We start from the raw sequence: 13,134 nt of genomic DNA on the forward strand, positions 1-13,134 counted from the left end.
CGCATTGGCACCGAGGATCCGCCGCTTCACCCTGCCCGAGCTGGCCCGCGGCTACCGCGGAGACCTGGGAGACGAATACATTGAACTGCTGCACTTCCGGGATTTCGATGCACCGCTGGCGGCCGATGACGCGCGGCTGGAAGAATGCCGGTTCAGTTCCGTGCAGATCGAGTCCGTGCGCAACGCCCGGCTGATCCAGTGCGAGCTCGAGCAGGCCGGGGCACCGGCGCTGCAGGCTGCCGGGGTGTTCCTCAACGACGTGCGGGTCAACCACAGCCGCTTCGGCTCCGCGGATTTCGCTGAGGCACAGCTTGATGGCGTGGTGTTCGAGAACTGCAAATTCGGCTGGCTGAACCTGCGCGGCGCCACGGTGCGGGACGTGCTCTTCCGCAATTGCCAGTTCGAGGAGATCGATCTGGGCGGACGGATCCAGCGCCTGGGCTTCGCCGATTCGCGGGCAGGGCAGATCAACTGCCATGGTGCGCAACTGCGCGAGGTGGATTTGCAGGGGCTGGATTTTGCTGATGTGGAAGGTGTCGATGGGTTGCGCGGCGCGCAGATCAGCTCGCTGCAGCTGGGCCTGCTGGGCGAGGCGATGGCCAGCCACCTGGGGATCAAGCTAGGTAGCTGATTTGCCCGTGCCTAGCCGCCAGCTGCGCGGCCGTTTCGGACAGCAGGTGCTGCATGGCCGCGGCCGCGCGGGTCAATGAGACATCGCGCCGGTGCGCCAGTCCGATGGTGCGGGCCAGCGGTTCGCGCAGGGCAATGGAGCGCACGCCTGGGGCGTCCAGCGCCACCGTCGCCGGAACCACGGCGACGCCGAGCCCGCGCTGCACGAAGCGCAGCACCGCGTCCATTTCCCCGCCCTCCACGACGATATTCGGCACCAGGCCGGCCAACTTGTAGGCGGCGGCGGTGCTGGCGCGCAGGTCGTAGCTGTGCGCGAAGGCCAGCTGCGGCACTGGCGCCAACGCGCGCAGGTCGAGTTCGCTGCCGGCCAGATGCGGGTGCTCCAGCGAGTCGATGACCACCAATTGTTCTTCCAGCAGCGGCAGGTTCTCCAGATGGCTGCCGTTCACCGCGTGCTCCGAGGTCACGATGAGCGCCAGATCCAGCGCGCCGCCGTCGAGCTGCTCCAGCAGCTTGTGTGATCCTGCTTCGAACATTTGCAGCTGCACCCCGGGGTAGCGGGTGCGGAAGATCGACAGCGCTTCGGCCACCAGCGATACGCACAGTGACGGAGGCGCGCCCAGGCGAACCCGGCCGCGGCGCAGCCCTGCCAGATCAGCCATTTCGGTGCGGATGGATTCCTCGTCGGCCAGCATCCGGCGTGCACGGGGCAGCAAGGCCTGTCCGGCGGCGGTGAGCGTGATGTTGCCGCGGGCGCGGTGGAACAGCTCGGAGCCCAGCTCCTGCTCCAGCGTGGCGATCTGCCGGCTCAGTGAGGGCTGGGTCAGATGCAGCTGCTCAGCGGCACGGGTGAAGTGCCCCACATCGGCGATGGCGGTGAAGCCGCGCAATTGCTCTAGATTCATGATGCATAGCCTACTGCTATGGACATCATGCCAATAATTCATTGGACGTATTCTTGGGGTGGGTCGATGCTGGAAAACATGAGAAATGAACAGCAGATATCCACTTCCGTACTGGTCATCGGCACCGGCGGTTCCGGCTTGCGCGCGGCCATCGAGCTGGCCGAGGCGGGCACCGATGTGCTGGCCGTGGGCAAGCGCCCGCGCCACGATGCGCACACCGCGCTGGCCGCCGGCGGCATCAACGCGGCGCTGGGCACGATGGACGCCGAGGACAGCTGGCAGCAACATGCGGCGGACACCATCAAGGAGAGCTACTTCCTGGCCGATCCGCGCACCGTGCAGGTGGTCGCCGAGGGCGCGGCCCGCGGCATCGAGGACCTGGAACGTTACGGCATGAACTTCGCCCGCGAAACCGACGGCCGCATCTCGCAGCGCTTCTTCGGCGCCCACAAGTTCCGCCGCACCGCCTTCGCCGGGGACTACACCGGGCTGGAAATCCAGCGCACCCTCATCAAACGGGCTGAGCAGCTACAGGTCCCGATCCTCGACACCGTCTACATCACCGAACTGCTCACCGCCGAAGGCCGGATTTTCGGCGCCTACGGCTTCGACGTCAACGATGGCACCGGCTACCTCATCCACGCCGACGCGGTCATCCTGGCCGCCGGCGGGCACAACCGCATCTGGCGCCGCAGCAGCTCGCGCCGCGACGAGAACACCGGCGACTCGTTCCGCCTGGCCGTCCAGGCCGGCGCCCGATTGCGTGACCCGGAACTGGTGCAGTTCCACCCCTCGGGCATCATCGAACCGGAAAGCGACGCCGGAACCCTGGTCTCCGAGGCCGCGCGCGGCGAAGGTGGTATCCTCACCAATGCGCTGGGCGAACGCTTCATGGCCCGCTATGATGCGAAGCGCATGGAGCTGTCCACCCGCGACCGCGTCGCACTGGCCGCCTACACCGAAATCCGCGAGGGCCGCGGCACCGAAAACGGCGGAGTCTGGCTGGACGTGTCGCACCTGGACCGCGAGGTCATCATGAAGCGGCTGCCGCGGGTCTATCAGACCATGATGGAACTGCAGATGCTGGACATCACCGAGCAGAAGATGGAGATCGCCCCGACCGCGCACTACTCCATGGGTGGGGTGTGGGTGGATCCGCTGACGCATGCCACCGAGGTTCCCGGGCTCTACGCCATCGGCGAGGCCTCCTCCGGGCTGCACGGGGCCAACCGGCTGGGTGGCAACTCGCTGATCGAGCTGCTGGTCTTCGGGCGCATCGTGGGGCAGCACGCGGCGCAGTATTCCGCCTCGCTGGCCGCCCAGCCGCGCTCGGCCCAGGCCGTCGCCGACGCCCGCGCCCGCATCGCCGAGCTGCTCGGATCCCGGGGCCATGAAAACGTGCGCAGCCTGCAGCGCGCCATTCGGGACCTGATGACTGAGCATGCCGGGGTGGTGCGTGATGAAGCGGGATTGCTGTCAGGCCTGGCGAAGCTGGAGAGAATCGAGAAGCGCATGGAGAACGTGGGAATCCACCCGGACATCGCCGGCTACCAGGACCTGGCGCACGCCTTCGACCTGAAGTCCTCGGCGTTGGCCGCCCGCGCCACGCTGGAAGCAGCGCTCGAACGCCGCGAAACCCGCGGCTGCCACAACCGCAGCGACTACCCGGCCATGGACCCGGCCCTGCAGGTGAACCTGGTCTGGTCGCCGAGCACCGGGATCACCCGCGAAGCGATTCCCGAGGTCCCGGAGCAGATCGCGGAACTGATCACCGAAGTCTCCCAGGAGGGCAAGCTGGTCGAGTAACGATTTCACCCGAATTTGCCAGCCGGGCATCGGTACCTGAAACTGTCGTTAGCGGCAGGACACGGGTCCGGTTCCCGGATCCGCATCCGGGGGTGAGCCGCGCGAGTGGAGGAATCAATGGCCCACGTCGGGCTGGTCTTCGTAGGCCTGATCTTGTTCATCAACGGGCTGGTGTCCCTGGGCCGAATTCCGGCCCATTCGGCCGCAGTGCTCAACCTCATGGTGGGCGGCGTGCAAATCCTGCTGCCTACGCTGATCATGGTCCAGGCCGGCAGCGACACCCTGATGGTCAATGGCGCCTGGCCGAGCTACCTGTTCGGAATGACCTATCTTCTGGTGGGCCTGAATACGCTCTGCGGCTTCGATACCGGCGCCTTCGGCTGGTTCAGCGCCTTCGTGGCGGTGATCGCCGTGTACAAGGCGGTGATGTCCCTGAGCACGGATCCCATCTTCGCGGTGATTTGGCTGTCGTGGGCGCTGATGTGGCTGTGCCTGTTCCTGCAGCATGCGCTGGGGGTGCAACGGCTAGGTGGCATCGAGCTGCAGCGCTTCGCCGGCTGGCTGCTGGTCAGCGCCGGAATCCCGTCCAGCACGGTGCCGGCGCTGTTCGCCCAGAACGGGATCTGGACGACCGCCCCGGCTGCCGGCCTTGCGGCGTTGGCGGCTCTGGCGGTGTCACTGGGCTTCAGCGCCTGGCAGGGGCTTCGCTCGGACAGAACGCTGGAGGCGCGCCGGAACCTCGCGGCCTAGCGTTCGCGCTGCACCCGGGCCTCGTCCCACACCGGCGTGTCGGACTCGTAGACTTTGCCGTCGGAGCCGAAGACCAGGAAGCGGTCGAAGCCACGGGCGAACCAGCGGTCGTGGGTGACTGCCAGGACGGTGCCCTCGAACGCGTCGATGGCGCGTTCCAGCGCCTCGCCCGAATGCAGGTCCAGGTTGTCGGTGGGCTCATCGAGCAGCAGCAGCGTCGCCCCGGAGAGCTGCAGCAGCAGGATCTGGAAACGTGCCTGCTGGCCGCCGGAGAGCGAGTCGAACTTCTGCTCCGACTGGCCGGCCAGGCCGTAGCCATCCAGCGCGCCGGCGGCCGCCTCGCGCGGCAGGCCCGAGCGGTGCTCGTCGCCGCGGTGCAGGATTTCCAGCAGCGTGCGGCCGAACAGGTCCGGGCGCGAATGGGTCTGCGCGAAGTAGCCGGGGCGGATGCGCGCCCCGAGCTTCACCGTGCCGGCGTGTTCCACCGGCTCGATGACCACGTCGGAGACCGGCAGGTGCTCGCGCTCCGGGTCGGTGCCGCCGGAGGCCAGCAGGCGCAGGAAGTGCGATTTGCCCGAGCCGTTGGATCCCAGGATGCCGACGCGGTCGCCGAACCAGATCTCGGTATTGAAGGGCTTCATGAGGTTGGTTAGCTCAAGCTTCTCGGCGACGATCGCGCGCTTGGCGGTGCGACCGCCCTTCAGCCGCATCTGCACGTTCTGCTCCAGCGGGATGGCCTGCGGTGGGCCGGCTTCCAGGAACTTCTCCAGCCGGGTGGTGGCCGCCTGGTAGCGGTTGGCCATGTCGGAGCGGAACGCGGCCTTGGTCTTGTACATGTTCACCAGCTCCTTGAGCTTGGCATGCTCCTCGTCCCAGCGCTTGCGCAGCTCCTCGAAGCGCTCGTTGCGCTCCTTGCGGGCGTCCACATAGGAACCGAACGCCCCTCCGTGCACCCAGGCGGTCGCCCCGCCATGGCCCGGCTCCAGGGTGACGATGCGGGTAGCGGCGTTGTTCAGCAGCTCGCGATCGTGGCTGATGAACAGCACGGTCTTGTTGGAGCGGGACATCGTCTCCTCCAGCCAGCGCTTGCCCGGCACGTCCAGGTAGTTGTCCGGCTCGTCCAGCAGCAGCAGCTCGTCGTTGCCCTCGAACAGCGCTTCGAGCACCAGGCGCTTTTGCTCGCCGCCGGACAGGGTGCGCGCCAGCCGGTCCCCGGCCTTGTCGAAGCCGACACCCAAGGCGGCCATGCAGACCTTGTCCCAGGTGGTTTCCAGCTCGTAGCCGCCGGCGTCGCCCCATTCGATGATCGCCTCGGCGTAGCGCATGTGGACTTTCTCGTCCTCGCTGGTGAGCATCTTCGCCTCGTACTCGGCGACCTTGGCGGCGGCCTGGGCCAGCGCCGGGGCGGCGGTGGACAGCAGCAGGTCCTTCACCGTCGACTCGTCGCGCACCTGCCCGACGAACTGGCGCATGATGCCCAGGGTGCCGGTGCGGTTAATGGAGCCTTCGTCGGCCTTCAGATCTCCTGCGATGATCTTGAACAGGGTGGTCTTGCCGGTGCCGTTGGGTCCGATCAGCGCGGTCTTTGAACCGGCGGTGACTTTGAACGCCACCCCGCCCAGCAACTGGGTGCCGTCGGAAAGGAAATACTGGATGTCTGTTACGTCGATATGGGCCACTTGGCAATCCTATCGGGCTTTGGCCGGTTCGTTCCCGCCGCGGCAACCCGCGCTAGGCTAGCGTAGTGCCATGCAGATCGAATTGGACATCTCCGGCGCGCTTCATGCCTGCTGCCATCCGGGCTTCGCAGTGGGCGAGAAGGTGCTCTGGGAGATCGCGCGGCTGCGCTACCCGGATGGCACCGTGGTCTACGAGCTGAATGACCACGACACGTTCAGCGAATCCGGGATGCCGGTGAGTCCGGTGCACGGCATAGTGGCGGACATCCACTACATCGACCACCACTACGAGCCGGCCATCGGCGATCCCGGAGTGCTGCAGCCCTCCGGGGAACCGGCCAGGATCACCCCGACCACCAGCGTCCCTGCGGGCACGGACTTCAATCACGATCTCATCCACGTCATCCTGGAACTTCTCGACCCAAACCAGCTGCCGCAGATCTGCGACTGGGATCCGCAATTGGACTGCCCGTCGGATCCCTCAGCGCGCGAAGACGCCGCTCGCGCGCAGTTCGAGCTCAGCAGCGCAAGCGTCCACTTGCGTGAACTCGCTGAGGAACTGGCGAAGCGCTACGGCCACTTGGCCCAGGTGCGCTCCGATAGCCTAGGCCAGATCTCGATGCTGCCGCGGGCCGCCGGCGCCGCCGAAGTGCACTGGCGGCTGGATTTCAGCGATGTCCCCACGCAGCTGGTGCTCACCGTGGCCGGCGCCGAGTGGACCTGGCCAGCTGATGCGGCATCGATCGGGCAGCTGGCGCAGATCGTGGAAGCGGTCGCCGCCGGGCGCCTTGAAGAACAGCGGCAGGCAACCGGCGCCAGCATGGTCCTTGCGATGAGCATCGAGCTGGCCGATGGCACCACACTGATCCAGAGCGACACGGTCCACGGATTCGGTGGGCAGGATGCATTTGCGGTTATCGGTCCCTTGGGCGACCGGTTGGCCCGAACTGGCGAGTTCACGCCCTGGGCCTAGCGGCCGCTTGCCTGCTGGATCAGTTGCGTCGAAAGCGACGTCCAGCGGACACCCGGGCGTCACCTGGTGTTCGCCTGCCGGCCTCAAAGGCTTGCGAATCTTGGGAGGTCATCTCAAGCAAACGCCAAGCAATTTTCGGGGGACTACCGACGTGAATCGAACCGCACAGAGGTCAGCGGGCATCCTTGCCGCGCTGGCATTGGGGGCCGGGAGCCTCGCACCGCTGGCACTGGCCGCAGGGGCCAACGCGGAGAGCGGAAGCTATTTCGAGCGCACCGCCACCTACCCGGTGCACCAGAACCATCCCGAGGGCGCCGCGGCGCAGACCGCCGCGGAAATCTCCACCGTCTCGGCCGATGGGCAGACGCTGATCTACACCGATGCGCTCTCGCGCCAGATCGGCTTCGTCGACATTTCCGACGCCGCGAAGCCGGTGGGCCTGGGCACCCTGCCGCTGCACCAGCTGGGCAGCGCCCAGGACGAGCCGACCAGCGTCGCCGCCTTCGGCGAATACGTGCTGGTTCTCGTCAACACCTCCACCAGCTACAGCGATCCCTCGGGCCGCGTGGACGTGGTGCGCATTGCCGACCGCACGCTGGTGCACAGCATCGCGTTGCCGGGCCAGCCCGATTCCATTGCGCTGTCCGCCGACGGCGCCTATGCGGCGATCGCCATCGAGAACGAACGCGACGAGGATGCCGGCGACGGAGGGCTGCCGCAGGCCCCTGCCGGTTCGGTGGCGATCCTCGACACGGTGGGCGAGTCCCCGGCGGACTGGTCTCTGCGCGAGGTGCCGCTGGCCGGCGGAACGCGCGAGAACCCCGAAGCGCTGGATGAGCTGTCGCAGGCAGGGCTGGACACCCCGCAGGATCCGGAACCCGAATACGTGAGCATCAACTCGCGCAACCAGGCGGCGGTCACCCTCCAGGAAAACAACGGCATCGTGCTGATCGACCTGCCGAGCGGCACCATCGCCAAGGCCTTCAGCGCCGGCACCGTGGACCTGGAAGGCATCGATACCGACGAGGACGGAAGACTCGACCCCGCAGGCTCGCTGCAGGGCGTGCCGCGCGAACCGGATGCCATTGGCTGGATCCAGGACCGCTACCTGGCCACCGCGAACGAGGGCGACTGGAAGGGCGGCAGCCGCGGCTTCACCGTCTTCGATACGGGCACCGGCGAACCGGTGTGGGATGCGGGAAGCAGCTTCGAGCATCTCGCGCTGTCCCAGGGGCTGTTCCCCGAAAGCCGGGCAGGGAAGAAGGGCACCGAACCGGAGGGCCTGGCCATCGGCGAATACCAGGGCACCGACTACGCCTTCGTCGCCGCCGAACGCGGGAACTTCGTTGCGGTCTACGATATGACCGACCCGCGCGCGCCGAAGTACCTGCAGACCCTGCCCACCACCAACGGGCCGGAAGGCATCCTGCCGATCCCGGGCCGCGAGATGCTCGCCGTCTCCTCGGAAACCGACGAGGCCGAGAACGGGGTGCGTTCGGCGCTGAACCTGTTCAGCTTCGGTGCCGCCGCGCCGCAATTCCCGCAGCTGTCCTCGGACCCGGCCGATCCGGTGCCGTTCGGCGCGCTCAGCGGGCTGTCGGCCAACCCGGCCGATGCCTCGCAGCTCTTCGCGGTCAGCGACAACGCGTACCAGCCGCGCATCTACACCCTGGAAGCCGGAACCCCGGCCACCGTCGAATCCTCGATGGAGGTCACCGAGGCCAGTGTCGAACTGGACCTGGAAGGCCTTGCCGCCCGCGCCGACGGCGGATTCTGGGCAGCCCATGAAGGGGAAAGCGGGGCGGAGAACCTGCTGGTGCGCATCGACGCGGAAGGCGTGGTGCAGGAGGAGATCGCGCTGCCTGAATTGGCGGAGCTGGGCAAGCACGGGCTGGAAGGCATCGCCGCCACCGGCTCAGGCGAAAAGGAAGAAGTGGTGTTCGCGGTGCAGCGCGAGCTGCCCGGAGAGGATTACGTCCGCCTGGGCAAGTACCTCGCGTCCACCGGCGAATTCAGCTGGTACGGCTACCAGCTGGAAGCTGCCGCGGACGGCGCCTGGAACGGCTTGTCGGAAATCACCGCCCTGTCCGATGGATCCTACGCGGTGATCGAGCGCGACAACCAGGCGGGGCCTGACGCCGCGCACAAGAAGATCTATCAGGTCCGGCTTCCGCAGGCGGTGGCCGGGGAGATGCCGCTGGTGGAGAAGACGCTCGCGGCCGATGTGCTGCCGGCGCTGCAGGAAACCAGCGGATGGACCCAGGAGAAGCTCGAGGGCCTGGCCGTTGCCGATGGCGAGGTCTACGTGGTGACCGACAACGATGCAGTGGACGACGCCACCGGCGAGACCGTGTTCGCGCACCTGGGTGCAGCCGATGAGGTGTTCGACCTGGCCGGCCCGGAACCGAGCACGGAACCGAGCGACGAGCCAAGCCAGCAGCCGGGCGAGCAGCCAAGCGAGGAACAGAGCGAAGCTCCGGTTGCGGAACCAACGGCGAGCCCTTCGCAGTCCCCGCAGCGGGAATCCGGACAGCCCCAGGCGCCTACGGATGCGCCGCAGCAGTCGCGGCCAGCCGAGCCTGAAGCCGGAGAAAACCTCGCTGACACCGGTGCCAACAGCTTCTGGCTGATCCCGGTGGGCGCGGTGATGGCGCTGCTCGGCGCGGCGGCGGCGATCAAGAGCTCACGGGCCCGCGCCAAGTAGCCGGAGGGTCCCCGGGCACAGCGAAGGCGTGGCACCTGCACGGGTGCCACGCCTTCGCGGACTAAAGCTAGTTCTTCTTCTGCGAGATCACGACCGCTGCCACGGCGGCGATGACCAGCGAGATGAGCAGGAACTTGCCGCCCTTGCCGGACTTCTTCTCCGGAGCGGAGAGGCTCTTCTGGGCCGCCTGCACGGCGTTCTCCACGGAGGCGCGAGCCCGCTTGGCGGCCTTGGAGTTCCCGCCGACATTCTCGATCAGGTTTGCGCCGGCCTTGCTGATGGCATCGGTGTTGACGCCGGCGACGGCCTCGTTCCAGCTGCCGCGGATTTCCTTGGGCAGCTCTTCCTTGGCGGTCTTGGCGAGTTTCGCCAGCGACTTCTCAACTTGCTTCAAGCTCTTGGCAGTTTTCGACATGTTGTTCCTCTCTGGTGGACCTGGAGTCGGGTAGACCTTGAGGTCTCGTTTCCAGCCTAGCCAGCCGGAGGTTGGCGCTCAAGGACGCGCCGTTGCGCTCACTGCGAACTGGGAACTTACTGGGAGGGCCGGCGCAGCGCGCGGATCCGGGTGCGCAGTGCGCTGAACAGGCACAGCAGCATCAGGATCGCGGCGACCGAGAGCACCGTCGCGAACCCTGGCGAGGTGGACTGCCCGGTATAGCGGTCGGCGATGATCCAGCCGATCACCCACAGCGCACCGGCGTTCAGGTAGATCCCCATCGGGTTCTTGAAGCTGACCGCGCTGAGGAACAGCGCCAGCAGCAGCACCGCGAGGGCGCAGGCGCCCTTGAACATCAGCGAGCCGGCGTCCGCGCCGGAGTGCGCGGTGACGGCGACGGTTTCGGCCAGCACGATCACCGAGAGCCACCCGGCGAACAAACCGAAGCTGGCGCGGGTGATCCACCGGTCCACCTGCCGCAGCGCCGCGGTCCTGCCGACCATTACCACAATGCGGATCAGCAGGGCCAGCAGGAGCAGGCCGAAGGCCAGGGAGACGCCGATGCGGTCGCGCTCCAGGAATGCCACCCACAGCGCATTGCACAGCACCGCGCCGAGCACCCAGGGCCGCAGCCGGTGGTGCAGCCCGGTGCGTTCTTGCGGCAGGCACTGCCAGATCGCGTAGAACGCCACGGCGGCCATCAGCCCGAACCAGGGCAGCTGCCCGATGCGCGGAACGGAGGCGACGGTGGCATCCTGGCCCAGCCAGCCGCCGGCGAGATCTTCCAGCCCGGCGGCCGAAAGCACCGCCCATGCCGCCCAGCCCAAGCCGAGCAGGATGGCGGCCGCATAGCCCACGGTAACCAGCCTTGTCTTCACGATTCCGAACGTACCACGGCCCGGGGACCAAAACGGTTCGCCACGGCTAGAGTGGAAGCATGACTGAGCCTTGGGTACGACGTGCCATTTCCCTGCTCGACGCTGACGCGAACCGCAGCGCCGACACCCACCTGCATCGCTTCGAGCTCCCCGGCCACTGGGGGATCGAGCTCTACCTGAAGGACGAGTCGGTGCACCCCACCGGCTCGCTCAAGCACCGGCTGGCCCGCTCGCTGATCCTCTACGGGCTGGTCAACGGAAAGATCGCCGAAGGCACCACGCTGGTGGAAGCCTCTAGCGGGTCCACCGCGGTCTCCGAAGCCTACTTCGCGCGGATGCTGGGGCTGGAGTTCATCGCGGTGGTGCCCAGGTCCACCAGCGCGGAGAAGATCGAGCTCATCGAGTTCTACGGCGGCCGCTGCCACCTGGTGGACGCGGCCGGAGAAGTCGACGCGGCGGCCCGCGAGCTGGCCGCCGGCACCGGCGGCTATTACCTGGACCAGTTCACCTATGCCGAGCGGGCCACCGACTGGCGCGGGAACAACAACATTGCCGAGTCGGTGTACGCGCAGATGGCTGCCGAAGCGCATCCGATTCCCAGCTGGATCGTCGTCGGCGCCGGGACCGGCGGCACCAGCGCCACGTTCGGGCGCTATGCGCGCTACAAGCGGCATGAGACCCGGATCTGCGTGGGCGACCCGGAAGGCTCGTCATTCTATGAGGGCTGGCGCACCGGGGACCTGGGCTACGCCACGGGCCGCGGATCGCGCATCGAGGGGATCGGCCGGCCCAGCGTGGAGCCGAGCTTCGTCCCCGGGGTGATCGACCGCATGGTGCAGGTGCCCGACGCCGCCTCGCTGGCCGCCATGCACTTCCTGCGCGCCAAGACCCGCTATTTCGCCGGCGGTTCCACCGGAACCAACCTCTATGCGGCCTTTACGATCATCGCGCAGATGCTGCAGCGCGGCGAGCAGGGCTCGGTGGTGACGCTGATCTGCGACTCCGGCGAGCGCTACGCGAAGACCTACTACAACCCCGACTGGGTGGCCGGGCAGGGCCTGGACCTGGCGCCCTATCAAGCGCAGCTCGAGCGCTTCCTCGAAACGGGAGCCTGGGACTAGCTGCGCAGGCTGGGCATCAGCCCGGCATTGTGCTTGCGCTGGTGCACCGAGAAGTAGCCCAAGCCGGCGTCGCCTGCCACGAACTGCCGCTGGGAGCGGGCGGGCAAGTAGATGATGTCGCCGATGGCCAGCTCGATGGATCCGCTGGCCGTGCGCAGCACCCCGGAACCTGCAAAGACGTGCAGCAGCACGTCGAGCTCCGGGCCCTGGTGCTGCCCGATCTCCTCGCCCGGGGCCAGGGAGATGACGTTGGCGTCCAGGTCGCGCTGCTCGGGTTCCAGCTTCCAGATCGCTCCGTTGGATTTTCCGGCGGCCAGTTCGGTGGTGTTGGCCATGCGGCGCGGTTCGGGCATTGTCTCTCCTTGAAGTGCTGTGCTGCTGCTTCCAGCCTAGCCAATCCCGCAGGGCGCCGGAGCGGCGGCAGGTGCGGATGCAGGCGATTGGTGCCTAGGATGAGAGCCAAGGAGGGACGATGACTGAAAGTCCAGCGGCGCGGCACGCGAGCACCCAAGCGGATTTCGCAGCGAACCTGGCTTCCATCCGCGCGCGGATTGCCGCGGCGGAGGCCAAGGCCGGTCGGGCGGCGGGCAGCGTGCGGCTGCTGCCGGTGACCAAGACCGTCCCGGTCGAACGGCTGCGTCTGGCGATCGCGGCCGGGGTCCACTGGCTGGGGGAGAACAAGGTGCAGGAAGCGTGGGAGAAATCCCAGGCGCTGGCGGACCTGCCGCAGCTGAAGTACTCGGTGATCGGGCACCTGCAAACCAACAAGGCCAAGTACGTGGCCCGGTTCGCCGACGAGTTCCAGGCCCTGGATAATCTGCGCCAGGCACAGGCGTTGGAGCGCCGGCTGGAGATCGAGGACCGCACCCTTGAAGTGTTCATCCAGGTGAACACGTCGTCAGAAGAATCCAAGTTCGGGCTGGAACCTGGCCAGGCTCCGGAATTCCTCAGGCAGTTGCAGGGCTTCGAGCGGCTGCAGGTTAAGGGATTGATGACCTTGGCGGTGTTCTCGCCACAGCAGGAACTGGTCCGCGCCTGCTTCCGGAAGCTGGTTGCCGTGCGCGAAGAGCTTCGCCAATTGAATTTGGGCAGCGTGGAAGAGCTGTCCATGGGGATGAGCGGGGACTTCGAGCTGGCCATTGCCGAAGGAGCCACGGTGGTGCGCGTGGGCCAGGGCCTATTCGGTGCACGGGCCTTGCCTGATTCGCACTATTGGCCAGGGTTCGCCGGCTAGTTTCCGGCGGCGTGGGAG

Annotated in this window: 12 protein-coding genes; 7 read left to right on the top strand and 5 right to left on the bottom strand. The window is 67.2% G+C overall.

Features of this window, described 5'->3' with window-relative positions:
• Positions 1–4 precede the first annotated feature (4 nt).
• Complete coding sequence (locus tag BKX98_RS03600; protein WP_073706156.1) at positions 5–631, top strand: pentapeptide repeat-containing protein; 627 nt, start codon at positions 5–7, stop codon at positions 629–631.
• On the opposite strand, the gene BKX98_RS03605 is transcribed toward BKX98_RS03600, so the two are convergent.
• Positions 615–1,535, bottom strand: coding sequence for a LysR family transcriptional regulator (locus BKX98_RS03605; RefSeq protein ID WP_073706157.1), 921 nt, complete (start codon positions 1,533–1,535; stop codon positions 615–617). The two genes, BKX98_RS03600 and BKX98_RS03605, sit on opposite strands and share 17 nt — an antisense overlap.
• Positions 1,536–1,613: 78 nt before the next feature.
• On the opposite strand from BKX98_RS03605, the gene BKX98_RS03610 reads away from it, so the two are divergent.
• Positions 1,614–3,341 carry an FAD-binding protein gene (locus BKX98_RS03610; protein WP_073706158.1) on the top strand — a complete coding sequence of 576 codons (1,728 nt, stop codon included), beginning with the start codon at positions 1,614–1,616 and terminating at the stop codon, positions 3,339–3,341.
• 117 nt (positions 3,342–3,458) lie between these two features.
• Positions 3,459–4,091: an AmiS/UreI family transporter gene (locus BKX98_RS03615; protein ID WP_073706159.1), complete on the top strand. Its 633-nt coding sequence runs from the start codon at positions 3,459–3,461 to the stop codon at positions 4,089–4,091.
• Here BKX98_RS03615 and BKX98_RS03620 read toward each other — a convergent pair.
• Positions 4,088–5,770, bottom strand: coding sequence for an ABC-F family ATP-binding cassette domain-containing protein (locus BKX98_RS03620; RefSeq protein ID WP_073706160.1), 1,683 nt, complete (start codon positions 5,768–5,770; stop codon positions 4,088–4,090). The two genes, BKX98_RS03615 and BKX98_RS03620, sit on opposite strands and share 4 nt — an antisense overlap.
• A gap of 70 nt (positions 5,771–5,840) precedes the next feature.
• Between BKX98_RS03620 and BKX98_RS03625 the strand changes: the two genes are divergently transcribed.
• On the top strand, positions 5,841–6,743 hold the full coding sequence (locus tag BKX98_RS03625; protein WP_073706161.1) for a hypothetical protein: 903 nt from the start codon (positions 5,841–5,843) through the stop codon (positions 6,741–6,743).
• A gap of 151 nt (positions 6,744–6,894) precedes the next feature.
• Positions 6,895–9,447 (top strand): esterase-like activity of phytase family protein, encoded by a 2,553-nt coding sequence (locus BKX98_RS03630; protein WP_073706162.1) that lies wholly within the window; start codon positions 6,895–6,897, stop codon positions 9,445–9,447.
• A gap of 67 nt (positions 9,448–9,514) precedes the next feature.
• Here BKX98_RS03630 and BKX98_RS03635 read toward each other — a convergent pair whose 3' ends face one another.
• Together BKX98_RS03635 and BKX98_RS03640 are read right to left on the bottom strand one after the other, a co-directional pair.
• Positions 9,515–9,862, bottom strand: coding sequence for a hypothetical protein (locus BKX98_RS03635; RefSeq protein ID WP_038991245.1), 348 nt, complete (start codon positions 9,860–9,862; stop codon positions 9,515–9,517).
• A 116-nt stretch (positions 9,863–9,978) separates the two neighbouring features.
• Positions 9,979–10,761: a hypothetical protein gene (locus BKX98_RS03640; protein WP_143181009.1), complete on the bottom strand. Its 783-nt coding sequence runs from the start codon at positions 10,759–10,761 to the stop codon at positions 9,979–9,981.
• Positions 10,762–10,820: 59 nt separating this feature from the next.
• Between BKX98_RS03640 and BKX98_RS03645 the strand changes: the two genes are divergently transcribed.
• The gene (locus tag BKX98_RS03645) at positions 10,821–11,882 is read left to right on the top strand and encodes a PLP-dependent cysteine synthase family protein (protein ID WP_073706163.1); all 1,062 of its coding nucleotides are present in this window, start codon (positions 10,821–10,823) and stop codon (positions 11,880–11,882) included.
• Here BKX98_RS03645 and BKX98_RS03650 read toward each other — a convergent pair.
• Complete coding sequence (locus tag BKX98_RS03650; protein ID WP_073706164.1) at positions 11,879–12,235, bottom strand: cupin domain-containing protein; 357 nt, start codon at positions 12,233–12,235, stop codon at positions 11,879–11,881. The genes BKX98_RS03645 and BKX98_RS03650 overlap by 4 nt on opposite strands.
• 119 nt (positions 12,236–12,354) lie before the next feature.
• Here BKX98_RS03650 and BKX98_RS03655 point away from each other — a divergent pair, with 119 nt between their 5' ends.
• A complete protein-coding gene (locus tag BKX98_RS03655; RefSeq protein ID WP_073706165.1) occupies positions 12,355–13,116 on the top strand; it encodes a YggS family pyridoxal phosphate-dependent enzyme in 762 nt (253 codons plus the stop codon).
• The last annotated feature ends 18 nt before the right edge of the window (positions 13,117–13,134 follow it).

Source organism: Glutamicibacter sp. 0426, from assembly GCF_001906485.1.
Lineage (GTDB): Bacteria > Actinomycetota > Actinomycetes > Actinomycetales > Micrococcaceae > Glutamicibacter > Glutamicibacter nicotianae.

Bases quoted from the DNA above. Each gene is read 5' to 3' on its own strand.
- BKX98_RS03610 (WP_073706158.1), top strand. From the start codon at position 1,614: ATGAGAAATGAACAGCAGATATCCACTTCCGTACTGGTCATCGGCACC.
- BKX98_RS03635 (WP_038991245.1), bottom strand. From the start codon at position 9,862: ATGTCGAAAACTGCCAAGAGCTTGAAGCAAGTTGAGAAGTCGCTGGCG.
- BKX98_RS03650 (WP_073706164.1), bottom strand. From the start codon at position 12,235: ATGCCCGAACCGCGCCGCATGGCCAACACCACCGAACTGGCCGCCGGA.
- BKX98_RS03605 (WP_073706157.1), bottom strand. From the start codon at position 1,535: ATGAATCTAGAGCAATTGCGCGGCTTCACCGCCATCGCCGATGTGGGG.
- BKX98_RS03615 (WP_073706159.1), top strand. From the start codon at position 3,459: ATGGCCCACGTCGGGCTGGTCTTCGTAGGCCTGATCTTGTTCATCAAC.
- BKX98_RS03625 (WP_073706161.1), top strand. From the start codon at position 5,841: ATGCAGATCGAATTGGACATCTCCGGCGCGCTTCATGCCTGCTGCCAT.
- BKX98_RS03655 (WP_073706165.1), top strand. From the start codon at position 12,355: ATGACTGAAAGTCCAGCGGCGCGGCACGCGAGCACCCAAGCGGATTTC.
- BKX98_RS03645 (WP_073706163.1), top strand. From the start codon at position 10,821: ATGACTGAGCCTTGGGTACGACGTGCCATTTCCCTGCTCGACGCTGAC.